Raw genomic sequence first — 23851 nt, forward strand, 5'->3', positions numbered from 1 at the left:
TGGACAGGGCTCGGTGTGACCCCGCACCCACTCGTCCCGCGGCCGGGTGCGGGACGCCCGAGGGCCCCGCGCGGATCGCGCGGGGCCCTCGGAAGGTACGGACGGAAGGGTCGGACGGACGGTACGGGCGGACGGGTCGGCCCCGCCGACCGCTACGCCTCCGACGCCGGAACGGCCGCCGTCTTCTTGGCCGTCGTCTTCTTCGCCGCGGCCGCCTTCGTGGCGGTGGTCGTCTTCTTGGCCGCCGTCGTCTTCTTCGCGGCGGTCTTGGTGGCCGTCGCCTTCTTCGCCGGGGCCTTCTTGGCCGTCGCCTTCTTCGCGGGAGCCTTCTTCGCGGTCTTCTTCGCCGGGCCCTTGGCCCGCTTCTCCGCGAGCAGCTCGTAGCCCCGCTCGGGCGTGATCGTCTCGACGTCGTCGTCCCGGCGCAGCGTCGCGTTGGTCTCGCCGTCCGTCACGTACGGACCGAAGCGGCCGTCCTTGACGACGACGGGCTTCTCGCTGACCGGGTCGGTGCCCAGTTCCTTGAGCGGGGGCTTGGCCGCCGCCCGCCCGCGCTGCTTGGGCTGGGCGTAGATGGCGAGGGCCTCGTCGAGGGTGATCGCGAAGAGCTGGTCCTCGGTCTCCAGGGACCGCGAGTCCGTGCCCTTCTTCAGGTACGGGCCGTAGCGGCCGTTCTGGGCGGTGATCTCGACGCCCTCCGCGTCCACTCCGACGACGCGCGGCAGCGACATCAGCTTGAGCGCCTCGTCGAGGGTGACGGTGTCCAGGGACATCGACTGGAAGAGGGAGGCCGTCCGCGGCTTCACCGCGTTCTTGCCCGTCTTCGGGGTGCCCTCGGGGAGGATCTCGGTGACGTACGGCCCGTAGCGGCCGTCCTTCGCGACGATCTGGTTCCCGCTCACCGGGTCGGCGCCGAGTTCGAATTCACCGCTCGGCTTCGCGAACAGTTCCTCCGCGTACTCGACGGTCAGCTCGTCCGGAGCCATGTCGTCGGGCACGTCGGCCCGCTGGTGGCCCTCGGCGTCCTTCTCGCCGCGCTCCACGTACGGCCCGTAGCGGCCGACGCGCAGCACGATGTCGTCGCCGACGGGGAAGGAGGAGATCTCCCGGGCGTCGATCGCGCCCAGGTCCGTGACCAGCTCCTTCAGGCCGCCGAGGTGGTCGCCGTTGGCGGGGACGACCTCGGAGGCGTCCTCGGAACCGAAGTAGAAGCGCTTGAGCCACGGCACGGACTGGGCCTCGCCCCGCGCGATGCGGTCGAGGTCGTCCTCCATCTTCGCGGTGAAGTCGTAGTCGACGAGCCGCCCGAAGTGCGTCTCCAGGAGGTTCACCACGGCGAACGACAGGAAGGACGGCACGAGGGCCGTGCCCTTCTTGAAGACGTAGCCGCGGTCGAGGATGGTGCCGATGATCGACGCGTACGTCGAAGGTCGGCCGATCTCGCGCTCTTCGAGCTCCTTGACCAGCGAGGCCTCGGTGTACCGGGCCGGCGGCTTGGTCGAGTGGCCGTCGGCGGTGATCTCCTCGGCCGACAGGGCGTCGCCCTCGGCGACCTGCGGCAGCCGCTTCTCACGGTCGTCGAGCTCGGCGTTCGGGTCGTCGGCGCCTTCGACGTAGGCCTTCATGAAGCCGTGGAAGGTGATCGTCTTGCCGGAGGCGCTGAACTCGGCGTCCCGGCCGTCCGACGCGGTGCCGCCGATCTTCACGGTCACCGAGTTGCCGGTCGCGTCCTTCATCTGGGAGGCGACGGTCCGCTTCCAGATGAGCTCGTACAGGCGGAACTGGTCGCCGCTCAGACCGGTCTCGGCCGGGGTGCGGAAACGATCACCCGAAGGCCGGATCGCCTCGTGCGCCTCCTGCGCGTTCTTGACCTTGCCGGCGTAGACGCGCGGCTTCTCGGGCAGGTAGTCGGCCCCGTACAGCTGGGTGACCTGCGCCCGGGCCGCGTTCACGGCGGTGTCGGAGAGCGTCGTGGAGTCCGTACGCATGTAGGTGATGAAGCCGTTCTCGTACAGCTTCTGGGCCACCTGCATGGTCGCCTTCGCACCGAAGCCCAGCTTGCGCGAGGCCTCCTGCTGGAGCGTCGTCGTGCGGAAGGGGGCGTACGGGGAGCGGCGGTAGGGCTTGGAGTCGACCGACCTGACGGCGAACGACGTCTGCTCCAGCGCGGCGGCGAGCGCCCTGGCGTTCGCCTCGTCGAGGTGCAGGACCTCGCTCTTGAGACGGCCGGTCGAGCCGAAGTCGCGGCCCTGGGCGACGCGCTTGCCGTCGACCGTGTTCAGCCGGGCGACCAGCGTGGAGGGGTCGGAGGCGTCACCGGCGCGGCCGGTGGCGAAGGTGCCCGTCAGGTCCCAGTACTCGGCGGAGCGGAAGGCGATGCGCTCGCGTTCCTTCTCGACGACCATGCGCGTGGCGACGGACTGGACGCGGCCCGCCGACAGCTTCGGCATGACCTTCTTCCACAGGACCGGCGAGACCTCGTAGCCGTAGAGGCGGTCGAGGATGCGGCGGGTCTCCTGGGCATCGACCATGCGCTGGTTGAGCTCGCGCGGGTTGGCGACGGCGTCGCGGATCGCGTCCTTGGTGATCTCGTGGAAGACCATGCGGTGCACGGGGACCTTGGGCTTGAGGACCTCTTGCAGGTGCCACGCGATGGCTTCGCCCTCGCGGTCCTCATCGGTGGCGAGGAAGAGTTCGTCGGACTCGGCCAGCAGGTCCTTGAGCTTGCGGACCTGTGCCTTCTTGTCCGCGTTGACGACGTAGATCGGCTGGAAGTCGTGTTCGACGTCCACACCGAGCCGTCGCACCTCGCCGGTGTACTTGTCGGGAACCTCGGCCGCGCCGCTGGGGAGGTCGCGGATGTGCCCGACGCTCGCCTCGACGACGTATCCCGGGCCGAGGTAGCCCTTGATCGTCTTCGCCTTGGCAGGGGACTCGACGATGACGAGTCGGCGGCCGCCCTTTGCGGTCTCGCTAGTCGGGGACAACTTGGCTCTTCTCTCCGGTCGGCACTCGGTCGCAGTACGGCGACGCTGCGGAGTGTGACGGTACAACCCGCCCCCGTGTCAAACGGCACAAGCCCGCAACGGCCACTCGAACGGTAACCCGACAAGTGCCATTTCTGCCGCCCGGATGCCGCGCCGGACCCCTTCCGGTCACCGGCCGGAGTGGCCTGAGGGCCGTCTGGCCCCGCCTCCGCACCCGTCTCGACGTCGGGTTTCACCCCGTACGGAGATCATCGCCGGGCCCGCCTCAGAAGCGCTGGAGGCACCAAACCCCGAGGGCCAACGACCCCGCGCCGGCCAGCAGGGCCAGCGGTACGGCCAGGACGGGGCGCACGCCTTCGGCCACCGGCGCGCGGTGCAGGGCGCGCGCCCCCGTCCAGACCAGCAGAGCGGCTCCGAACAGCAGGAACACGGCTGCCGCGAAGATCGCCGGACCGCGTTCCATGCCGTTCCCCTTTACCCCTGGGCCGCTCGGGGATCCCCCCGGATCCCGCTGCCCCGGAGCCTGCCGGCCGTGGGGATACGGCGGGCGAACCCCGGGTTACATCACGGGTACGGAAAGTGCCCCCGAGGGCCCTGCGAGGCTCCGGAAGCGGTTCAGGGCGTGCCGCCTCCCGGCAGGGGCTCCAGGAAGCCCTGCTCCACCAGCAGCCGGATGGCCTCCGGGGTACGGTCCCGCAGGACGACCGGATCCTCCTCCATCAGCTGGGCGATCGCGTCGAGGATCCGCCCGGCGCTGAGTGAGCCGTCACACACTCCGGCGAAGCCCGCCCCGACCGTGTCGACCTTGGTCGCCCGGCGCATGCCGCGGTTCTGCCGCAGCACGACGTGCTCCGGATCCTCCGCCCCCGGCGCGCCGACCTGTTCCTGCACCACCTCGGCAGTCAACCGGAAGTACCCGGCCAGCAGCGCCGCGTCGTCGTGTTCGCGCAGGTAGTCCTGCCGGGCGAAGTGGGCGAGCACGGCATCGCCTAGCGGCTGCTCCACGGAGTGCGGCCACTCCTCGACGACGATCGACGGCTCCGCCGCGTCGGTGCGGCGCAGGGTGATCCAGCCGAAGCCGACCGCCTTGGTCCCGCTCGCCTCGAACTCGTCCAGCCAGTCCTCGTAACGGCGGTTGTACTCGGCCGGGTCGGTGCGGTGATCGCCCGCGTCGCGGAGCCACAGCTCCGCGTACTGCGTCACGTCCTGCACGTCGCGCTGCACGATCCAGGCGTCGCAGCCGCGCGGCACCCACGAGCGGAGCCGGTCGTGCCAGTCCTCGCCCTCCACGTGCTGCCAGTTGCCGAGGAACTGCGCGTACCCGCCCGGGTTCAGGTGCGCGCCCGCCTCCTGGACCAGCGTCCGGCACAGGTCGTCACCGCTCATGCCGCCGTCGCGGTAGGTCAGCCGGGCTCCGGGGGAGATCACGAACGGCGGGTTCGACACGATGAGGTCGTAGGTGGCGTCCCCGACCGGCTCGAAGAGGGAGCCGGCGAGCAGTTCGGCCTCCGGCGCCCCGGAGAGAGCCAGCGTCAAACGGGTGAACTCCAGCGCGCGCGGGTTGACGTCGGTGGCGGTGACCCGGGTCGCGTGCTGGGCGGCGTGCAGCGCCTGGATGCCGGATCCGGTGCCGAGGTCGAGGGCGGAGCCGACGGGGATCCGCACGGTGATTCCGGCCAGGGTGGTGGACGCGCCGCCCACGCCGAGGACCACGCCCTCCTCCCGACGGCCGATCCCGCCGGCTCCGCCGACGGCGCAGCCGAGGTCCGAGACGATGAACCAGTCCTCGCCCTCCGGTCCGCCGTACGGGCGTACGTCGACGGTGGCGTGCACCTCGTCCCCCTCGCGCCGCAACCAGCCGTCGGCGAGGGCGGCCTCGACGGGCAGCGCGGCCGCGGCGTGCACGTGCGGCACGGACTCCTGGAGGAGGAAGAGCCGGACCAGGCTCGCGAGCGGGGCGTCGCCGGCGCCGCGCGTGGCCCGCAGGGCGGGAACCGTCTCGCTGCGGGCCAACGCCGCGTAGGCGGGGGCTCCGAGCAGGTCGAGCAGCCCGTCGGCGGTGAAACCGGCGGCGAGCAGGGCGGCGCGGAGTTCGGCGGCGCTGTCGGGAGAGGGAAGGCTGGTGGTACTCACGCGTCCATTGTGGCCGCTGGGGCCGGCAAACCGAACGACCCCCGACGCACGGCAGGGCGGTCGGCTCCACGGAGGAACTCGGCCGCCCGGAGCGGCGGTCGACGCGCGGGGAGCGCCGCCCCGGGGAAGCCACGCGGGCGGCGGACCGTCCCGCACGGCGGACCGTCCCGCGCGGGGACCGGCCCGGTTCCGTCGATCGGAGCGGACACCGGCCCCGTACGTCGATCGGCGCGCGCCGCGACCGGTCCGCGCCGACCCGGTCCGCGCCGACCGGTCGGCCCGCGTCGCGACCGGCCCGCGTCGCGATCAGCCCGTCGCGGGCGTGGTGACCTGGCAGCCCTTCTGACCGTAGATCACCTTGAGCCCGGTGGACTCCAGCTTCTGCTTGCTCGCCGTCTCGTTGGCCGCGACCTCGGTGAGGCCGCCCGCCACCTGCTGGAGACCTTCCGCGAACTTGCTCTGGTCCTTCGCGTCGAGCGCGTCGATCTTCGTCTTCAGATCGATGTAGCTCTTGGAGATCTGGTCGTAGCTCTTCACCACGGAGTCCTGAGCCGCCTTGCCGTCCTTGACCGGCGCTTCGCCCGCCGCGGTCAGCGCGCCGCCCATGGACTTGTAGGCGTCGGACAGCGACTGGAAGGCCGCCGAGTCGGTCTGCTGGACCTCTTCGGGCTTGTTGCTCTGCGTGGCCACCCGCTTCAACTCGTCATTGGTGGTCTTGATCTTGGTGAGCTCGGGCTCCCACTTGTCACAGACCTTCTTCGCCCAGGCGTCGGCCTTCTGCTTGCTGTCGTCTTTCCCGTCGCCGCCGCAGCCGGACAGGACGAGCATCAGTACCGCACCGCCGGACACCGCGGCCGCAAACTTCTTGTTCACCGGATTGGTCCCTTCGAAGGCTCTCGGCCCGGAAGATACACGCCGGCCCTCCGGGGACGCACAAAGGCGGACGGACGACGCGTCGCTACGCGTCGCCCGTCCGCCGTTCGGGCGCATCTTCGAGCCGGTCGCCCTCGGAGGTCAAAACTCCGGAGGCCAGGGCTCCGGAGCGGCAGCCGGTGGTCCGAACGTCAGGAAACCACCGCCGGCCCGGGCGACTGGGCCACCCGATCCGCCTGCGAGTCCTCGTCCTCGCCCTCGTCGCCCACGGCGATGCCCCGCCGCTTGGAGACGTACACCGCGCCGATGATCACACCGATGGCGAGGATCGCGACGACGGCCCGTACGGTCGGGCTGGTGTCGTCGCCGTAGCTGAACTGGACCACGGCGGGGGCGATCAGCAGCGCCACCAGGTTCATCACCTTGAGCAGCGGGTTGATGGCCGGTCCGGCGGTGTCCTTGAACGGGTCGCCGACCGTGTCACCGATGACGACGGCGGCGTGGGACTCGCTGCCCTTGCCCCCGTGGTGGCCGTCCTCGACGAGCTTCTTCGCGTTGTCCCACGCGCCACCGGAGTTGGCGAGGAAAACGGCCATCAGCGTGCCGGTGCCGATGGCTCCCGCGAGAAAGGAACCGAGCGCGCCGACGCCCAGGGAGAAGCCCACCGCGATCGGGGTGAGCACGGCGAGCAGCCCGGGCGTGGCGAGCTCGCGCAGGGCGTCCTTGGTGCAGATGTCCACGACGCGGCCGTACTCGGGCTTCTCCGTGTAGTCCATGATCCCGGGGTGCTCGCGGAACTGACGGCGCACCTCGTAGACGACGGCGCCGGCCGAACGGGACACGGCGTTGATGGCCAGACCCGAGAACAGGAACACGACGGCCGCGCCCAGGATCAGGCCGACGAGGTTGTTCGGTTGGGCGATGTCGAGGCTGAGGTTCAACTCCCCGGCCTTCGCCCCGACCTCCTTCACCGCGCCGGCGATCGCGTCGTTGTACGAGCCGAACAGGGCGGCCGCCGCGAGGACGGCGGTGGCGATGGCGATGCCCTTGGTGATGGCCTTGGTGGTGTTGCCGACGGCGTCCAGGTCGGTGAGGACCTGCGCGCCCGCTCCCTCGACGTCGCCGGACATCTCCGCGATGCCCTGCGCGTTGTCCGAGACCGGACCGAAGGTGTCCATCGCGACGATGACGCCGACGGTGGTCAGCAGCCCGGTACCGGCCAGCGCCACCGCGAAGAGCGCCAGCATGATCGACGTCCCGCCGAGCAGGAAGGCCCCGTACACGCCGAGGCCGATCAGCAGCGCCGTGTACACGGCGGATTCCAGGCCGACGGAGATGCCGGCGAGGATGACGGTGGCGGCGCCGGTCAGGGAGGACTTTCCGATGTCCCGGACGGGACGCCGGCTGGTCTCGGTGAAGTAGCCGGTCAGCTGCTGGATCAGGGCGGCCAGCACGATGCCGATCGCGACGGCGACGATCGCCAGGACCCGCGGGTCACCGGAGTGGTTCGCGATGGCGGCGTCCTCGACCCCGACGAGCTCCTTGTACGTGGACGGCAGGTACGCGTAGACGGCGATCCCGACGAGCACCAGGGAGATCACGGCGGAGATGAAGAAGCCGCGGTTGATCGCGGTCATGCCGCTGCGGTCGGACCGGCGCGGCGCGACCGCGAAGATGCCGATCATGGCGGTGACGACACCGATGGCGGGCACGATCAGCGGGAAGGCGAGCCCGAGGTCGCCGAAGGCCGCCTTGCCCAGGATGAGCGCCGCCACCAGGGTGACGGCGTACGACTCGAACAGGTCGGCCGCCATCCCCGCGCAGTCGCCGACGTTGTCGCCCACGTTGTCGGCGATGGTCGCGGCATTGCGCGGATCGTCCTCCGGAATGCCCTGTTCGACCTTGCCGACCAGGTCGGCGCCGACGTCGGCGGCCTTGGTGAAGATGCCGCCTCCGACACGCATGAACATGGCGATCAGCGCGGCGCCCAGGCCGAACCCCTCCAGCACCTTGGGCGCGTCGGCCGCGTAGACCAGCACGACGCAGGAGGCGCCGAGCAGGCCGAGACCGACGGTGAACATGCCCACCACGCCACCGGTGCGGAAGGCGATCTTCATGGCCTTGTGGGACACGTCGGTGAGGTCCTTGGCGGGCTCGCCCTCGGCCGGAGTGGCCTCCCGCGCGGCGGCCGCGACGCGGACGTTGGCGCGCACCGCGAGACGCATGCCGATGTAGCCGGTGGCGGCCGAGAAGAGCGCGCCGACGAGGAAGAAGCCGGAGCGGCCCCCACGCTGCGACCAGTCGTCGGCGGGAAGCAGGAAGAGCAGGAAGAAGACGACCACGGCGAAGACGGCGAGGGTGCGCAACTGGCGTCCGAGATAGGCGTTGGCGCCTTCCTGAACGGCCGCGGCGATCTTCTTCATGCTGTCGGTGCCCTCGTCCGCGGCGAGGACCTGGCGGGTCAGGATCTGCGCGACGACGAGCGCGGCCAACGCGACGACGGCGATGACGATGACGATGAGTCGATTGTCATCGGTGAGTACTGCGGCTGCCAGATCATGTGCGCGATCCGGCGCGATAGGGGTGAAGAGCCCCGTCATTCGTCCTCCTTGACGTGATGAGCTCAAGATGTGGACGGATTGTAGGGAGCGCGACCTGATCAAAACAGTGTGCGTGAAACGGAATTGGCCCGCACTTGCTCCTCATCAATGGATCGCGTCACTCCATTACCCTCGAAAGAAGTAATGGGGCAAAGGCATTGACGGCTGATCAACGATCTAGAGGGTTTTTCGGAGAAATGCAAAAGGCCCTGCTCAACAGGGCCTTGATAAAGATCGGACGATACGATCCGCGCCGGCACGGCGACGTCCCGGGCACGCGCCCGGGCCTACCCGGAAGCGGGCGCGGCGCCAGCGGGAGCCACTGAGGCCGCCGCCGAACTGATCCGGGTCCGGCTCGATCCGCCGACTTCACGGGGGCACGCCTCAAGGCCGCTCGGCCCCACCGGCCGCGCCCAGGAAGCGACGGCGTGCGCGGCGACCACGGCTACGGCTACGGCTACGGAGCGGCCTGACGCTACGAAACCCGGGCGGACCCGGAGACGGGCCAGCTCATCCGAATCGTTCCGCCCGACTCGTCCGCGGACACGGAGACGTCGTCGACGAGCCCGCTGATCACGGCGAGGCCCATCTCGTCCTCACCGTCGATGTCCGGGTCCAGGACGGCCGCGATGCCGGGAACGGCGTCGATGGCACCACCTGCCGGCCCGGGCACCTCGTCGCCGACCTCGATGGAGAACGACTTCTCCTCCTCGGTCAGCACCACCCGGACGGGCGCGGTCAGTCCGTTGCTCCGGTGCAGTCCGACGGCACGCGAACACGCCTCGCCCACGGCGAGGCGGACCTCGTCGAGCACGGCTTCCTCCACCCCTGCCCGGCGCGCCACGGCGGCCGCGACGAGGCGGGCCGTCCGGACGTGTTCGGGCTGGGCGCTGAAGCGCAGTTCAACGGTGGCCATGTGCGTCCCCCTCGGACTACGGGCGTGACTTGACAGGGGCCCGGACCGCCCATGGCCCGGTACCCCCGCTCCTCGTCGGCGCCTGCGCCGTTTCCGGCGGCAGGCGCCAGGAGCACGTCAGTCGGTGGCTGCGACGGCGTCTTCCACCGTGGTGTGGATCGGGAACACCTTGGTCAGACCGGTGATGCGGAAGATCTTCAGGATGCGCTCCTGGTTGCAGACCAGACGCAGCGAGCCCTCGTGCGCGCGGACGCGCTTGAGGCCTCCCACGAGCACACCGAGGCCGGTGGAGTCGAGGAAGTCCACTCGCTCCATGTCGACAACCAAGTGGTAGCTGCCGTCGTTCACCAACTCCACCAACTGCTCGCGCAGCTTGGGCGCGGTATACACATCAATCTCGCCACCGACCTCTACGACCGTGCGGTCGCCGACAGTGCGAGTCGACAGGGACAGGTCCACGGATCCTCCAGCACCTTGCTATCGAGCGGCGCCCCCCAGGGGCCTCCCCCACCCGAAGGCTGGGAGAGGGATCGGCTGCCGCGATGGCATTCAATCACTTACCGGCAGGCGCGCACGACGCCTTGGGACCATTGTCCCGCACGCCAGTGACACACTCGATGCCAATGGCCAACACTCACCGCCCCGGTCGGCCCACGGCGCCCGCGGACGCACGACCCACTCCCGACACGGTCCTGGACCGGTTGTCACGGGGGTCTTCCCGAGCTGCGCGCATCACTCATACGGAGCACTTGCCCCCTCGGGCGGGTCGTCATGCGGTCTGGCCCGATCGCATCCGAACGGATGTCGTAGCCGCGATTTCGGCCGCCGGCATCGACCATCCGTGGGAACACCAGGCGGCCGCCGTCGAGCTCGCGCTCGACGGCGAGTCGGTGGTCGTCGCCACCGGGACCGCCTCCGGCAAGTCGCTGGCCTACCTCGCCCCGGTGCTCTCCGCCCTCGCGGACGGCGCCGAGGCACCGAACGGCCGGGGTGCGACCGCCCTCTACCTGGCCCCCACCAAGGCTCTGGCCGCCGACCAGCGGCGCGCCGTCCGCGAGCTGGCCGCGCCGCTGGGAAACGCGGTCCGACCCGCCGTGTACGACGGCGACACCCCGTTCGAGGAACGGGAATGGGTGCGCCAGTACGCCAATTACGTACTGACCAACCCGGACATGCTGCACCGGGGGATCCTGCCCGCCCACCCGCGCTGGTCGTCGTTCCTGAAGGCCCTGCGCTACGTCGTCATCGACGAGTGCCACACCTACCGCGGGGTCTTCGGGTCCCACGTCGCCCAGGTCCTGCGCCGGCTGCGGCGCCTGTGCGCCCGCTACGGCTCCGAGCCGGTCTTCCTGCTGGCCTCCGCCACCGCGAGCGACCCGGCGACGGGGGCGTCCCGGCTGACCGGCGTGCCCGTCACCGAGGTCTCCGACGACGCCTCACCGCGCGGCGAGGTCGTCTTCGCCCTGTGGGAGCCGCCACTGACCGACCTCAAGGGCGAGAAGGGCGCCCCCGTACGCCGCACCGCGACCGCCGAGACGGCCGACCTGCTGACCGACCTGGTCGTCCAGGGGGTCCGCACGGTCGCCTTCGTCCGCTCCCGGCGCGGGGCCGAACTGATCGCCGTGATCGCCCAGGAGAGACTCGCGGAGGTGGACCGCACGCTGCCCCGGCGTGTCGCGGCCTACCGGGGCGGCTACCTGCCCGAGGAGCGCCGCGCCCTGGAGCGGGCCCTGCACTCGGGCGAGCTGCTGGGCCTGGCCGCGACCACCGCGCTGGAACTGGGCGTGGACGTGTCCGGCCTCGACGCCGTCCTGATCACGGGCTACCCCGGCACCCGGGCCTCCCTGTGGCAGCAGGCCGGCCGCGCCGGACGGTCCGGGCAGGGCGCCCTGGCCGTGCTGATCGCCCGGGACGACCCGCTGGACACCTACCTGGTCCACCACCCCGAGGCACTGTTCCGGCAGCCGGTGGAGGCCACCGTCCTGGACCCCGACAACCCGTACGTCCTGGCCCCGCACCTGTGCGCGGCGGCAGCCGAGCTGCCGCTGACCGAGGCGGACCTGGACCTCTTCGGCCCGGCCGCGCACGGCCTCCTGCCCCAGCTGGAGGCGGCGAAGCTGCTGCGCCGCCGGGCGACGGCCTGGCACTGGACCCGCCGCGAGCGGGCATCGGACCTCACCGACATCCGGGGCGGCGGTGGCCGGCCCGTGCAGATCGTGGAGGCCGCCACCGGACGGCTGCTGGGCACCGTCGACGAGTCCGCCTCGCACACCGCCGTCCACGACGGTGCCGTCCACCTCCACCAGGGCCGCACCTACCTGGTCAAACACCTGGACCTGGAGGATTCGGTGGCCCTCGTCGAGGAAGCGAGCCCGCCGTTCTCGACCACGGCCCGCGACACCACCTCCATCTCGATCCTGGAGACCGAGACCGAGATCCCGTGGGGCGCGGCCCGGCTCTGCTTCGGGTCCGTGGAGGTCACCAACCAGGTGGTCTCCTACCTGCGCCGCAAACTGATCACCGGCGAGGTGCTGGGCGAGGCCAAGCTGGACCTGCCGCCGCGCACCCTGCGCACCAGGGCCGTGTGGTGGACGGTCACCGAGGACCAGCTGGACGAGGCCCGGATCAACCCGGAGATCCTCGGCGGCGCCCTGCACGCCGCCGAACACGCCTCCATCGGCCTGCTCCCGCTGTTCGCGACCTGCGACCGCTGGGACATCGGCGGCGTCTCCGTACCGCTGCATCCCGACACCCTGCTGCCCACGGTGTTCGTGTACGACGGCCACCCGGGCGGCGCCGGATTCGCCGAGCGTGCCTTCCACACGGCGCGGGCCTGGCTGACGGCCACCAGGGACGCCATCGCCGCCTGCGAGTGCGAGGCGGGCTGCCCCTCCTGCATCCAGTCCCCCAAGTGCGGCAACGGCAACGACCCCCTCCACAAACGCGGCGCCATCCGCCTCCTCACCCACCTCCTCGCCCCACCCCCACCCACGTAAAACGCCGCCCCCGCCCCGCCCGCCCCGCACCGAGACCGTCGGGCGTCGGTGGGAGCGGGTCGCCCGGCATACCCGGGTCGGGACGGGGCCGGAACCACCACGGCCCCGAACTGCCCGCCTGCCGGAGACGAGCGGGACCACCGCGCCTGACCACGCCCGCGCCCTGAAGACGGCAGGCCGGGACCCCAGGGCCCCACCACCGCCCCTGCGGGCGCCGATGGCCCCACAGGGCCAGGGCGGGAACCAAAGCGCCACAAACCCCCTTCAGGGCCCACGGGCCGCGCCCCAGAAACAGCCGCGCAAATCATTCCGAAACATCCCAAGCGACCCTCCGAAACCCGAACGCGAGACGACCGAACCCCATCACCGAGATGGCTGAAAATCGCCCCCGCTTCTTCCCGAAGGCCCGACCCACCCACGAAATCCCTCCACACAACTCCCCCACCCTCTCCACACGCGGCACCGGAAAGCCCGAAGGCCAGCGGGGCCGGAAGCCTGAGAGGCGGGGGTCGAAGGCCTGCAGGATCCGAGAGCCGGGGAAGCCGGGGAAGCCGGGGAAGCCGGAGAGGCCGGAGAGGCCGGAGAGGCCGGCAGCCCGAGGAATCCGAGAGTCCCCGGAAGCCGGGGAGGCCAGAGCCAGGAGGCCGGACCGCCCCTGTGACGCAGGCGAACCGGGAACCGCAGGCACCGGAACCCTCACGATTCAGCGGGCGGGCGCGGCCGGGAACCGGGGATGCCCGGAGCCCCTGCCACCCGCCGGCCCGCCGGTGCTCCGCCGAACCGGGCCTTACCCAGGCCCCTCGGCCTGCCGCACCGAACCCTCCGCCCCACCTCACGGCCGGCCGCACTCATCCGCTCGCCCCGTTCCGGCACAGGCGACCACCAGGCCCACGACCCCATCGCCCCTCCCGGCGCAGCCCCCGCGCGGCCCACGGCCTTCTCCCCCTCCCACCGGAAAGCACCGCACGACCCCACGCCCCGCGCCCCCTGCCGCCGAAAGCCACTGCGCGACCGCCCGGCCCGCACCCCCTGCCACCGAAGACCACCGCACGCCCACACGCCCCGCACCCCCTCCCCCCAAAGGCCGCCACCCAGCCCCACAGCTCTCACCCACCTCCCACCGAAGGCAAGGGCGGGCCGGCTCTGGAGTGCTGGGTCGGGGCGAAGGGGCCCGCTTCGGCGCGAGCCGTGATCTCGGCGACCTCCCCCTCGACCCGGCACGCGGTCACGCTCGCGCCCTGCGCCCCGGCCACCCTGGCCGCCGCCGCGCAGGCCGTGGCGGGGCCGTGCGACCAGCTCGCAGCCGCCGCGATGGCGGCGAGGTCGGCCGCCGCACCCGCGCGGTGGCGGGCCGCGACCGCCTGGCCGAGCAGCAGTACGCCACCGAACACGGCGCCCAGGACCGTTACGGCCACCGTTGCCCACACCGTCGCGGAACCCCGGTCGCGGCTCACGGCGGCGGCCCCACGCTGTCCTCGGCCAGGGCCACCGCCCGCGCCCCGATCCGCACCGGCAGCCGGTCGGGACCAGGCGCCGGCGCGGTGACCCTGACCCGCCACAGGTCGCCCGCGCGCTCCACCTCCACCTCCGCTCCCGGCGGGGCGGCCGCCCGGGCCGCGGCCACCGCCACTTCCATGGGCTCGGACCGGGCCGCGGCCCGAGCCCCTGCCCAGGCGGCGTCCACGCACCGGATCTGCGCCGCGGCCGCCATCAGCGCCCACACCAGCAGCGCCGCGAACAGGACCAGGGCGGGGATCACCATGGCCGCCTCGGCCGTCACGTATCCGCGGTCCGCCCCGGGTTCCGCGTTTCCCGGCGGCTTTCGCTCAGAACGGCGCATCGAGCGCCTTTCCGATGGTCGACTGGAGCGCCGTCGAGACCACGTCGCTCGTCACCACCTTGTACAGAACAGCCGCGAACGCACAGGCCGCGATCGTGCCCATGGCGTATTCCGAAGTCGACATTCCGGTGTCGCCACCACGACTGCCCAGAGCCTTCCGCAGTCGGAACCAGATGATCCTCATGACAAACCTCCTGTGGGATTACGTTCTTGATGTAATTTCAGGTTTCGATTGCTGTTTTTCAGTTCCCGGAGAGCAGCCCCGAGGCCATTCCGATCACCACCGGAGCCACTCCGATCGCAAGGAACGCGGGGAGGAAACAGAGCCCCACCGGCGCCGTGACGAGTACCGCCGCACGCTGCGCCCCGGCGCTTGCCCGTCTCATCCGTTCGGCCCGCAGGGCGGCCGCCAGTCGGGAGACCGGTTCGGCGGCGGGCGCCCCGGTCCGCGCCGCCCGCTCCAGGCACTCCGCCAGGCCCCGGGCGCCCGGTATGCCGGCCAACCTCCCCCACGCGGCGCCCGGTTCGCCTCCGAGTCGCAGTTCCGCCCCGGCCATCGCCAACCGCTCGCCCACCGGGCCGCCCACCGACTCCCCCACCACCTCGGCGGCCTCGACCGGCCCGGCCCCCGCCGCCAGGCAGGCGGCCAGCAGGTCGGCGGCGAAGGGCAACTGCCGTTCCGCCTCACGGGTATCGACCCCGGCCGGCCGCCGTGCGGCCCTCAGCAGCAGGCGCCTCGCCGCGAAGGCCGCCGCGCACCCGACCAGGAGTCCCGCCGGGCCGCCGACCACCCACCAGCCCGCCGCCAGAACGCCGCCCGGCCCGGCCCACGCGGCGACCGCCTGCCTGGTCCCGGGTTTCCACCGCGGTCGGCCGCAGACCTGCTCCCGACGGAAGAGACCTGCGATCCTGCGCCGCGCCGTGCGGCTCCGCAGCCCGGCCCACAGCGCCGAGGTCGCCCACCACACCAGGACCGCCAGGCAACAAGCCGTCCCCAGCCTGTGGACATCCGGCCCGCCCATCACCGCTCCCCCGCCCGTACGATCCGGCGGCACCAGAGCAGTCCCGCCGCTTCCAGCACCCCGCCCGCCACCAGGCAGCCCCACCCCATCGGGGAGTGCAGCAGCACACGCAGCGGGTCGGCCCCGAGACCGGTTCCGATCAGCAGCCCCACCAGCGGCAGCAAGGCGAGCACCACCGTCGTGGACCTGGCCCCCGCCAACTGGGCCCGCAATGACTCCTCCCGGTCCCGCTCGGCCCGCAACGCCCCTTCCAGCCGGTCAAGTCCGGCGGCGAGCCCGGCGCCCCCGTCCACCGAGACGTGCCAGCAGGCGGCCATCCCGGCCAGCCCCTCCGCGCCCGGCTCCCGCGCGGCCTGGCGCAGCGCACCGGGCACGTCCCCGCCGAAGGCCGCGGCGGCCAGCACGCCCGCCTCCGCCGCCCCGGGACCGCCGGGGCCCGCGACCGTGCGGCGCATCGCCACGGTGAGGGCCTGCCCGGGCTGCGCCCCGGACCTCAGTTCCCCCACGACGGCCCCGCACAGCGCCATCACCCCGGCGGCCCTTGCCGTACGGGCACGCTCCCGCTCCGCCGACCTCAGCCACCGTTTCAGCAGCGGCACGGACGCCACCCCCAGCAGCAGCGGGATCACGGATCCGCCCCACAGGGCGATCAGCAGAGCGACCGCCGGGACGGCCCACTCCCGCCATCGCCCGGCGCGTACTCGCGCGGAGGCCGCCAACCGCCTCAGGTGCAGAGGCCCACCGGGTGGGACGGCTCCTCCTCCGGCGAGGACCAGCTTGGCCCGCCGTTGCCCTTGATCGCCCCCGGTCAACATCCAGGCGGCCGCCCCGGCACACAACAGCCCGGCGAACAGGGGCACGGAGCCGACCGGCACGGCGTTCACCGCGCACCCCCGAGCAGCGGCCCCAGCCGCGCCCAGCCCTGCTCCCGCACGAAGCCCCGGATCCCCCAGCGCAGGGCGGGTACGGTCACCACCAGCCCGGCCGGGTCCCGTTCCAGCACGTGCACCTCGGCGACCCGGCGGCGCCCGCTCCGGTCCCGGGCAAGGTGGACCACCAGGGTCAGCGCCGCCGCCAACTGGCTGTGCAGCGCCGTCCGGTCCAACCCGGCGGCCGTGCCGAGCGCCTCCAACCGGGCCGGGACGTGCGCGGCGGCGTTGGCATGCACCGTGCCGCACCCGCCTTCGTGCCCGGTGTTCAGCGCGGCCAGCAGATCGGCGACCTCGGCGCCGCGCACCTCACCCACCACGAGCCGGTCGGGCCGCATCCGCAGGGCCTGCCGGACCAGGTCCGCCAGCGTCACCAGGCCTGCCCCCTCCTGGTTGGCGGGACGGGTCTCCAGCCTCACCACATGGGGATGGTCGGGGCGCAGTTCGGCGGAGTCCTCGGCCAGGACGATCCGCTCGCCCGGTCCGACGAGGCCCAGGAGGGCGCTGAGCAGGGTGGTCTTGCCCGTTCCGGTCCCGCCGGAGACGAGGAAGGACAGCCGGGCCTCGACCATCGCCCGCAGCAGTCGCTGCCCGCCGGGCGGGAGGGTCCCCGCGGCGACCAACTCGTCCAGTGTGAAGGCCTTCGGCCGTACCACCCGTAAGGACAGGCACGCCGAACCGACGGCCACCGGGGGCAGCACCGCGTGCAGCCTGGTCCCGTCGGGCAGGCGGGCGTCCACCCAGGGTCGGGCGTCGTCGAGGCGCCGCCCGGCGACGGCGGCCAGCCGCTGGGCCAGCCTGCGCACGGCCTCCGCGTCGGCGAAGGTCACCCCGGTCAGTTCGAGCCCGCCGCCCCGGTCCACCCACACCCGGTCCGGTGCTGCGACGAGCACGTCGGTGACGTCAGGGTCGGCCAGCAGCCGTTCCAGCGGCCCCGCTCCGACGAGCTCGGACCGCAACTCCGCTGCCACGCCCAGCACTTCCGCATCTCCGAGCAGGCGCCCCTGGGCCCGCAGCGCCGCGGCGACCCGGGCCGGGGTCGGCTCGCCGCCGCTCTCGGCGAGGTGCTGGCGCACCGCGTCCAGCAGGACCGCGCTGCTCATGCCGGCACCCCCTGGGCGGTACCGAGCGCGCGCTGCCAGAAGCCGTCGCAGAAACGGGCCAGGGTGCCCCGCGAACCCGGGGGCTCCCCTTCCGCCACCCGCCCGGGCAGCCCCACCTCGACGGGTACTTCTCCGGCCAGGGGAACTCCCAGCAGTAGCGCTACCGCTTCGGCGTCGAGCCCATGGGCACAGCGGCCCCGTACGACCACGCGGACGTCCCGGGCCACCATGCGAACCCCGGCGGCCACCCGCCCCGCCGCGGCCACGGACCGCAGTTCGCCGGGCACCACCATCAGCACCAGGTCGAGCTGGGCCAACACCTCGGCCACGGCCTCGTCGACCCGTCGGGGCAGGTCGACGACCACCACCCCGCCCCGGCGTCGGGCGGCGGCCACGACGGACCGCATCGCGGCGGGCGGCACCACCACCCGGTCCCCGCGGTCCCAGCTCAGCACCCGCAACGCGTGCAGCTCCGGCAGGGACTCCTCCAGCGCCCCGGCGCCGACCCGGCCGCGGGAGGCGGCGAAGTCGGGCCAGCGCAGCCCCTCGGCGCTCTCGCCACCGAGCAGTACGTCCATGCCGCCGCCGAGCGGGTCCCCGTCGATGAGGATGGTGCGTTCCCCGGCGCGGGCGGCCCGCAGGGCGAGGGCGCAGGCAAGTGTCGAAGCGCCCGCGCCGCCGCTGCCGCCGATCACCCCGACGGCGAGGGCGGGCCGGCCGATCCCTTCCACCACGTCGGCGATGCGGTCGACGAGCAGGCCTTCGGCATCTGGCAGCCGCAGCACCTCCTCCGCTCCGATCTCCACGGCCCGTTGCCAGACCCGGGGGTCGTCGAGTTCACGGCCGACGAGGAACACCCCGTCCCTGCGCGGCGCTCCGCGCACCCGGCCGGCGGCGTCGTCCCCGACGAGTACGAGCGGGGCGCTCTCCCAGCCGATACCCCCGACCGGTCCGGCCGGATCCCGGCCGCCGTCCTCCCCGGCTCCGCCGCCCCGGTCGGCTCCGCCCTGCTCCGGCACCGCGTGGTGCACATGGGGCTCGGCGCCCGCAGCGGCGCACAGCCGCAGCAGGTCGTCGAGCAACAGGGGATCCTCGGTGATGATCAACGGCCGCCCGCCGGCCGGGCCGGCGCCACCGGTCCGGGCGGACCGCCCGTCCCCACCGGCCACCAAGGGTTCCGGTGCTTCACACGACTTCGATCCAGCCACGATCTCCGCCCCCTTCTCACTGCAAATCCAGGAACCGCGGACTTCGCGGCTGGAATCACGGTGCAAGGTTCCGGAAATTGAAGTGGATCTTGCGTGAAAACTGTGGACAAGAAGGCGGTTGTGAATAACTTCGCCACACCATCAGGTGAGTTCCGGAGCGCGGCGGAACAACTACACAGAGTGACGAGTTCGATGGAGTGAGGGCCTTCGCCGAGAAGGTCGACCACAGAGGAAGGACCGGAGAGATGGTCACTGAAGGTCGTGAGCACGGGACGCAAACCGCGTCCGGACATGCGACGACCCCCGCCGGGGGGGAGAGCGGGGGTCGTCCCCACGGTCCGACTCGGGGGGGGAGGAGCCAGACCGGGTTAGCACGGTCGCGAACGATCCGTGACTTCCATGGTGTACCCGAGAGGCTTCTCAAGCAAACCCACGCGCCGCACCTTACGCCGAATGGTGGGCGCATATGCTCGGGTCGTGGAAAATCAGCCCTTGCCGCACTCCTCGCCTCGGACCGCTGCCTTCTTCGACCTGGACAAGACGGTCATTGCGAAGTCCAGCGCCCTGACGTTCAGCAAGTCCTTCTACCAGGGCGGCCTGATCAACAGGCGGGCCGTGCTGCGCACCGCGTACACGCAGTTCATCTTCCTGGCCGGTGGCGCCGACCACGACCAGATGGAGCGGATGCGGGAGTACCTCTCCGCCCTCTGCAAGGGGTGGAACGTCCAGCAGGTACGGGAGATCGTCGCCGAAGCCCTGCACGACCTGATCGACCCGATCATCTACGACGAAGCGGCGTCGCTGATCGAGGCCCACCACACCGCCGGCCGTGACGTGGTGATCGTGTCGACCTCGGGAGCCGAAGTCGTCGAGCCCATCGGCGAGATGCTCGGGGCGGACCGGGTCGTGGCGACCCGGATGGTGGTCGGCGAGGACGGCTGCTTCACCGGCGAGATCGAGTACTACGCCTACGGTCCGACCAAGGCCGAAGCGGTGCGGGAGCTCGCGGAGTCCGAGGGGTACGACCTCTCGCGGTGCTACGCCTACAGCGACTCGATCACCGACGTGCCGATGCTGGAGGCGGTCGGCCATCCGCACACGGTCAACCCCGACCGGGCGTTGCGCCGCGAGGCCGTCGCGCGGGAGTGGCCCGTGCTGGTGTTCAACAAGCCGGTCCGCCTGAAGCAGCGACTGCCCGGGCTGTCGATGCCAGCGCGACCCGCCCTGGTCGCCGCGGCGGCCGTCGGCGCGGCCGCGGCCACCGCCGGGCTGGTCTGGTACGCGAGCCGCCGCCGGGCGGCGACGAGCCCCGCGTAGGCCCGACCCCCCGACCGGAGAACCACCACGCCGCCGGACGGCCCGCCCCCGGGCCGTCCGACCCACAGGGACACGGGGTGTCCGGATCGCCCCGCATCGTCCCGGAAAGTAAAGAACTGTGGCCAGGGGTTTCGCTCCGCCCGGAAGCGGAGTACAAAGGAATCACGGCCCGCGAGACCAAAGAACATCCGAGAGGATCATCTTTAAAACGCAGTAAGGCCCACGGACCGAAGCACGAACGCCGAGCACCCACGCGACGTCGACCCGTCGATTACGGGCCAGCCGCACCAGGTAACGGGCAAAGTCCCCGACCTGATGGGCAATCATCGAGGACGCTTGGTAACTGGGCGCAAGTGCCAGCGGCGACACCAAAGCAAGACGGTGTCGCCGCAACCCATGTCCGGGGGCGCTTCGCCCCCGTCCCGCCTCCCGACGGCCCGTCCGCGCCGACCCGGGTCAGCTCAGGTCAGGCCGGACGAGGTCAGGGCAGGGCAGGGCAGGACAAGGTTGGAGCGGGTCAGGCCGCGCCGCGCTGGAGCGCTTCGCAGACGGCCGTCGACTCGCGGACGCCGAGCTCGATCGCCCGGCCGCAGTGCGCGATCCAGGCCGCCATCCCCTCCGGGGTGCCGGAGACGTACCCCTCGAAGGCCGCCAGGTACGCCTCGCGGCCCTGTTCCGCATGACCGGCCTCCGCCGGGCAGATCGCCTTCGGGTCGAGACCGCTGTTGATCAGCACGATGCGCTCGGCGGCACGCGCGACCAGGCCGTTGTAGGAACCGAAGGGGCGCAGGGCCAGCAGTTCGCCGTGCACGACCGCTCCCGTGATCAGGGCGGGGGCGGAGCCGCCCGCGATGATCAGCCGGGACAGGCCGTCGAGTCGGCCGGCCACCTCATCCGCGCCGGGCAGCGGGAGGTCCACCACAGGCTCGTCCACCGCCTCGCCGGCCAGTCGGGGTCGACCCACGACGTCCCCGGCTTCCGTCGACCCGGAGGCGACGAGGTGGAGCCGGGCCAGGACCCGGAGCGGCGATTGGCGCCAGATGCTGAGCAGTTGACCGGCCTCCGCCGTCAGACGAAGGGCCGCACCCACCGTCCGCGCCTCCGCCTCCGCGCCGAAGTCGGTCCGCCGGCGGACCTCCTCCAACGCCCAGTCGGCGCCGGACAGCGCCGCGCTGCCCCGGGCGCCGCGCAGCGCGGCCTCCGAGGTGATCTCCCCGCTGCGGCGGCGCATCACCCGGTGTCCGTAGACCCGGTCCACTGCCTTGCGTACGGAATCCACGGACTCTGCGACACCCGGGAGCGAGCCCAGGGGCGCCAGCGGGTCAGAAGCACTACTCATAAGTAGGGAGCCTACGCACTGCTCACCCATAGCACCGACCCCTCCTTGGAGTGGTCTTCTTCACTCACCTTGACCACTGAATGCGATCGACCCACTACCCTTGGTGAACATGAAGATCGCTTTCGTGGGAAAGGGCGGCAGCGGGAAGACCACGCTGTCCTCCCTCTTCATCCGCCACCTCGCTGCCAATGAAGCCCCCGTCGTCGCGGTGGACGCCGACATCAACCAGCACCTCGGCGCGGCCCTCGGGCTCGGCGAGGACGAGGCCGCCGCGCTGCCCGCCCTGGGCGCGCACCTACCCCTGATCAAGGAGTACCTGCGCGGATCCAATCCGCGCATCGCGTCCGCGGACAGCATGATCAAGACGACCCCGCCCGGCACCGGCTCGCGGCTGCTGCGGATCACCGAGGACAACCCGGTCTACGAGGCCTGCGCCCACACGCTGCTGCTCGACGGGGATCCCGTCAGGTTGATGGCCACCGGGCCGTTCACCGAGGCCGATCTCGGGGTGGCCTGCTACCACTCGAAGGTCGGCGCGGTCGAACTCTGCCTGAACCACCTGGTCGACGGGCCCGACGAATACGTCGTCGTCGACATGACGGCCGGTTCGGACTCCTTCGCCTCGGGCATGTTCACCCGCTTCGACGTGACCTTCCTCGTCGCCGAGCCGACCCGCAAGGGAGTCTCCGTCTACCGCCAGTACAAGGAGTACGCGCGGGACTTCGGGGTCACGCTCAAGGTGGTCGGCAACAAGGTCCAGGGCCCGGAGGACATCGAGTTCCTCCAGGACGAGGTGGGCGAGGACCTGCTGGTCACCTTCGGGCACTCCGACTGGGTGCGGGCGATGGAGAAGGGCCGTCCGGCCGCCTTCGAACTGCTGGAGGCGACCAACCGGCTCGCCCTGCAGGCCCTCCAGGACGCGGCCGAGGACTCCTACGCCGGCCGGGACTGGACCAAGTACACCGAGCAGATGGTGCACTTCCACCTGCGGAACGCGGAGAGCTGGGGCAACGCCAAGACCGGGGTCGACCTGGCGGAGCAGGTCGACCCCGGCTTCGTCCTGAACGAGGCGGTCGGTATCCGCGACGAGGTGCTGGTCAGCCCTCGTCCGACTCCGCAGCCCGCTCCTCAGCCGGCTTGACCCCGGCGGCACCCGACGGGGCGGCCGGTTGTGCCGGCGGCCCCGCGGTGAGGAACTTGTTCCAGCCCTCCTTGGGCGTCTCGCCCACGTCGAGGGTGCGCATCCACTCCAGGGCCTTGGGGTCCTGGGCGTCCAGCCAGTCGGCGAGCTCGCGGAACGGAACGCAGCGGACCTCGGGCTTGGTGCACATGCTCTTGATCGACTCCTCGATCGCGCGCATGTAGGTGCCGCCGTTCCACGACTCGAAGTGGTTGCCAATGATCAGCGGCGCTCGGTTGCCCTGGTAGACCCGGTCGAAGGCCTGGCGCAGGCCGTCACGCATCTGGTCACCCCAGTACTGGTGCTGCGAGGGGTCGCCCTGGGACGTCGTCCCCGACTGGTTGACCATGTAGTTGTAGTCCATGCTCAGCGTGTCGAAGGCGCGGCCCGGCATCGGGACCAACTGGAGCGGGATGTCCCAGAGCCCGTCCGTCTTCTTCGGCCAGATCTGCTTGCTGATGCCGCTGGAGTCGTAGCGGAAGCCCATGTCCTTCGCGGCCAGCATGAAGTTCTTCTGGCCTTCGAGGCAGGGGGTGCGGGCCCCGATGAGCTCCTTGTCGTAGTCGAAGGGCAGGGCTTCCATGTCCTTGAGGCCCGCGTTCGTCTTCCAGTTCTTGACGAAGGACTTGGCCTGGTTGATCTCGCTCTTCCACTCCTCCACGGACCAGGTGCCGACACCTCCCTCGGGTCCGCAGAAGTGGCCGTTGAAGTGGGTGCCGATCTCGTTGCCCTCCAGCCAGGCGGCCCGGACCTGGGTGGCGGTGTCCTTGATGCCCTGCAGGTCGCCGAAACCGATGTCGGAACGGCCGGAGTCGTGCTGCGGGGCGGTGTAGAGGGAACGTTTCTCCTCGGGCAGCAGGTACACGCCGCTGAGGAAGTAGGTCATCCGGGCGTTGTACTTCTTCCCGACTTCCCGGAAGTGCGAGAAGAGCTTCTGGCTGTCCTCGCCGGCCCCGTCCCACGAGAACACCACGAACTGTGGCGGCTTCTCGCCCGCCTTCAGCTTCTGCGGCTTGACCACGTTCGGTTGGGGACCGGTGTAGGCGGTGGAGCCGTCCCCGATCGGCCGCATGACGCTGCCGGGGGCCTCCGGGGCGGCGGCGCCCTTCTTGGCGTTCGGGCCACCGGCGGGCTTCACGGCCCCGGACGTGCTGCACCCGGCGGCGCCGAGCACCAAGGCCGTGGCGACCAGGCCTCCGGCGATCTTCTTCGTGGCGGCGATCATCCGCACACCTCTCCCTCGCAGTTCCCGACGCAGGACTTCCGCGCCGCAACGTCCCACGGGGGCCGGTTCAGGGAAGGTATGACAAGCCGGACAAAATGCTTATTCATGCTTGAGTGCTAATTCGTAGACCATTTGCCCGTATTATCCTCGCCTTCCCTTTACTCTCCATTACCATCCATTTAC

Annotated in this window: 19 protein-coding genes; 3 read left to right on the forward strand and 16 right to left on the reverse strand. The window is 71.5% G+C overall.

Annotated features, from left to right (window positions below; all coding sequences use genetic code 11):
• Positions 1-152: 152 nt before the first annotated feature.
• From topA to bldG, 7 genes are all read right to left on the reverse strand, one after another.
• Complete coding sequence (gene topA, locus ACFVS6_RS00070) at positions 153-2987, reverse strand: type I DNA topoisomerase (protein ID WP_389699679.1); 2835 nt, start codon at positions 2985-2987, stop codon at positions 153-155.
• A 265-nt stretch (positions 2988-3252) separates the two neighbouring features.
• Positions 3253-3450, reverse strand: coding sequence for a hypothetical protein (locus ACFVS6_RS00075; RefSeq protein WP_389699680.1), 198 nt, complete (start codon positions 3448-3450; stop codon positions 3253-3255).
• A gap of 152 nt (positions 3451-3602) precedes the next feature.
• On the reverse strand, positions 3603-5120 hold the full coding sequence (locus tag ACFVS6_RS00080) for a methyltransferase (protein ID WP_389699681.1): 1518 nt from the start codon (positions 5118-5120) through the stop codon (positions 3603-3605).
• Positions 5121-5426: 306 nt separating this feature from the next.
• Entirely contained in the window at positions 5427-5993 is a 567-nt protein-coding gene (locus ACFVS6_RS00085; RefSeq protein ID WP_389699682.1) for a small secreted protein, read from the reverse strand.
• Positions 5994-6184: 191 nt separating this feature from the next.
• Positions 6185-8593: a sodium-translocating pyrophosphatase gene (locus tag ACFVS6_RS00090; RefSeq protein ID WP_389699683.1), complete on the reverse strand. Its 2409-nt coding sequence runs from the start codon at positions 8591-8593 to the stop codon at positions 6185-6187.
• Between the two features lie 475 nt (positions 8594-9068).
• Positions 9069-9509, reverse strand: coding sequence for an ATP-binding protein (locus ACFVS6_RS00095; RefSeq protein WP_389699684.1), 441 nt, complete (start codon positions 9507-9509; stop codon positions 9069-9071).
• 117 nt (positions 9510-9626) lie between these two features.
• On the reverse strand, positions 9627-9968 hold the full coding sequence (gene bldG, locus ACFVS6_RS00100; RefSeq protein WP_030152678.1) for an anti-sigma factor antagonist BldG: 342 nt from the start codon (positions 9966-9968) through the stop codon (positions 9627-9629).
• An 83-nt stretch (positions 9969-10051) separates the two neighbouring features.
• Here bldG and ACFVS6_RS00105 point away from each other — a divergent pair, with 83 nt between their 5' ends.
• Positions 10052-12505, forward strand: a complete 2454-nt coding sequence (locus tag ACFVS6_RS00105) for a DEAD/DEAH box helicase (protein ID WP_389699685.1) — start codon at positions 10052-10054, stop codon at positions 12503-12505.
• Positions 12506-13611: 1106 nt separating this feature from the next.
• On the opposite strand, the gene ACFVS6_RS00110 is transcribed toward ACFVS6_RS00105, so the two are convergent.
• The 7 genes from ACFVS6_RS00110 to ssd form a co-directional block, all read right to left on the reverse strand.
• A complete protein-coding gene (locus ACFVS6_RS00110) occupies positions 13612-13959 on the reverse strand; it encodes an Rv3654c family TadE-like protein (RefSeq protein WP_389699686.1) in 348 nt (115 codons plus the stop codon).
• Entirely contained in the window at positions 13956-14345 is a 390-nt protein-coding gene (locus ACFVS6_RS00115; protein ID WP_389699687.1) for a TadE family type IV pilus minor pilin, read from the reverse strand. The genes ACFVS6_RS00110 and ACFVS6_RS00115 overlap by 4 nt, the downstream gene beginning before the upstream one ends.
• Entirely contained in the window at positions 14332-14529 is a 198-nt protein-coding gene (locus ACFVS6_RS00120) for a DUF4244 domain-containing protein (RefSeq protein ID WP_389699688.1), read from the reverse strand. The genes ACFVS6_RS00115 and ACFVS6_RS00120 overlap by 14 nt, the downstream gene beginning before the upstream one ends.
• Before the next feature lie 58 nt (positions 14530-14587).
• The gene (locus ACFVS6_RS00125) at positions 14588-15367 is read right to left on the reverse strand and encodes a type II secretion system F family protein (RefSeq protein WP_389699689.1); all 780 of its coding nucleotides are present in this window, start codon (positions 15365-15367) and stop codon (positions 14588-14590) included.
• Positions 15367-16182, reverse strand: coding sequence for a type II secretion system F family protein (locus ACFVS6_RS00130; RefSeq protein WP_389700027.1), 816 nt, complete (start codon positions 16180-16182; stop codon positions 15367-15369). Before ACFVS6_RS00130 ends, ACFVS6_RS00125 begins: the two co-directional genes overlap by 1 nt.
• A 65-nt stretch (positions 16183-16247) precedes the next feature.
• Positions 16248-17399, reverse strand: coding sequence for a TadA family conjugal transfer-associated ATPase (locus ACFVS6_RS00135; RefSeq protein ID WP_389699690.1), 1152 nt, complete (start codon positions 17397-17399; stop codon positions 16248-16250).
• The gene (gene ssd, locus ACFVS6_RS00140; RefSeq protein WP_389700028.1) at positions 17396-18571 is read right to left on the reverse strand and encodes a septum site-determining protein Ssd; all 1176 of its coding nucleotides are present in this window, start codon (positions 18569-18571) and stop codon (positions 17396-17398) included. The genes ACFVS6_RS00135 and ssd overlap by 4 nt, the downstream gene beginning before the upstream one ends.
• A 489-nt stretch (positions 18572-19060) precedes the next feature.
• On the opposite strand from ssd, the gene ACFVS6_RS00145 reads away from it, so the two are divergent.
• Entirely contained in the window at positions 19061-19924 is an 864-nt protein-coding gene (locus ACFVS6_RS00145; RefSeq protein WP_389699691.1) for an HAD family hydrolase, read from the forward strand.
• Between the two features lie 517 nt (positions 19925-20441).
• Here the strand turns inward: ACFVS6_RS00145 and ACFVS6_RS00150 are convergent.
• Positions 20442-21263 (reverse strand): oxidoreductase, encoded by an 822-nt coding sequence (locus ACFVS6_RS00150; protein WP_389699692.1) that lies wholly within the window; start codon positions 21261-21263, stop codon positions 20442-20444.
• Between the two features lie 109 nt (positions 21264-21372).
• Between ACFVS6_RS00150 and ACFVS6_RS00155 the strand changes: the two genes are divergently transcribed.
• A complete protein-coding gene (locus ACFVS6_RS00155) occupies positions 21373-22404 on the forward strand; it encodes an ATP-binding protein (protein WP_389699693.1) in 1032 nt (343 codons plus the stop codon).
• Here the strand turns inward: ACFVS6_RS00155 and ACFVS6_RS00160 are convergent.
• Positions 22361-23668: a hypothetical protein gene (locus ACFVS6_RS00160; RefSeq protein WP_389699694.1), complete on the reverse strand. Its 1308-nt coding sequence runs from the start codon at positions 23666-23668 to the stop codon at positions 22361-22363. The genes ACFVS6_RS00155 and ACFVS6_RS00160 overlap by 44 nt on opposite strands.
• Positions 23669-23851 lie beyond the last annotated feature (183 nt).

Origin of the sequence: Streptomyces sp. NPDC057939, assembly GCF_042887545.1 — a bacterium.
In the GTDB taxonomy this organism is placed as follows: Bacteria; Actinomycetota; Actinomycetes; order Streptomycetales; family Streptomycetaceae; genus Streptomyces.

What these genes read in the sequence shown, in the direction of transcription:
- ACFVS6_RS00075 (WP_389699680.1), bottom strand. Translation starts at nt 3,450, where the DNA reads ATGGAACGCGGTCCGGCGATCTTCGCGGCAGCCGTGTTCCTGCTGTTC.
- ACFVS6_RS00090 (WP_389699683.1), bottom strand. Translation starts at nt 8,593, where the DNA reads ATGACGGGGCTCTTCACCCCTATCGCGCCGGATCGCGCACATGATCTG.
- ACFVS6_RS00095 (WP_389699684.1), bottom strand. Translation starts at nt 9,509, where the DNA reads ATGGCCACCGTTGAACTGCGCTTCAGCGCCCAGCCCGAACACGTCCGG.
- ACFVS6_RS00105 (WP_389699685.1), top strand. Translation starts at nt 10,052, where the DNA reads ATGGCATTCAATCACTTACCGGCAGGCGCGCACGACGCCTTGGGACCA.
- ACFVS6_RS00115 (WP_389699687.1), bottom strand. Translation starts at nt 14,345, where the DNA reads ATGCGCCGTTCTGAGCGAAAGCCGCCGGGAAACGCGGAACCCGGGGCG.
- ACFVS6_RS00120 (WP_389699688.1), bottom strand. Translation starts at nt 14,529, where the DNA reads ATGAGGATCATCTGGTTCCGACTGCGGAAGGCTCTGGGCAGTCGTGGT.
- ACFVS6_RS00125 (WP_389699689.1), bottom strand. Translation starts at nt 15,367, where the DNA reads ATGGGCGGGCCGGATGTCCACAGGCTGGGGACGGCTTGTTGCCTGGCG.
- ACFVS6_RS00130 (WP_389700027.1), bottom strand. Translation starts at nt 16,182, where the DNA reads ATGTTGACCGGGGGCGATCAAGGGCAACGGCGGGCCAAGCTGGTCCTC.
- ACFVS6_RS00135 (WP_389699690.1), bottom strand. Translation starts at nt 17,399, where the DNA reads ATGAGCAGCGCGGTCCTGCTGGACGCGGTGCGCCAGCACCTCGCCGAG.
- ACFVS6_RS00145 (WP_389699691.1), top strand. Translation starts at nt 19,061, where the DNA reads ATGGTGGGCGCATATGCTCGGGTCGTGGAAAATCAGCCCTTGCCGCAC.
- ACFVS6_RS00150 (WP_389699692.1), bottom strand. Translation starts at nt 21,263, where the DNA reads ATGAGTAGTGCTTCTGACCCGCTGGCGCCCCTGGGCTCGCTCCCGGGT.
- ACFVS6_RS00155 (WP_389699693.1), top strand. Translation starts at nt 21,373, where the DNA reads ATGAAGATCGCTTTCGTGGGAAAGGGCGGCAGCGGGAAGACCACGCTG.
- ACFVS6_RS00160 (WP_389699694.1), bottom strand. Translation starts at nt 23,668, where the DNA reads ATGATCGCCGCCACGAAGAAGATCGCCGGAGGCCTGGTCGCCACGGCC.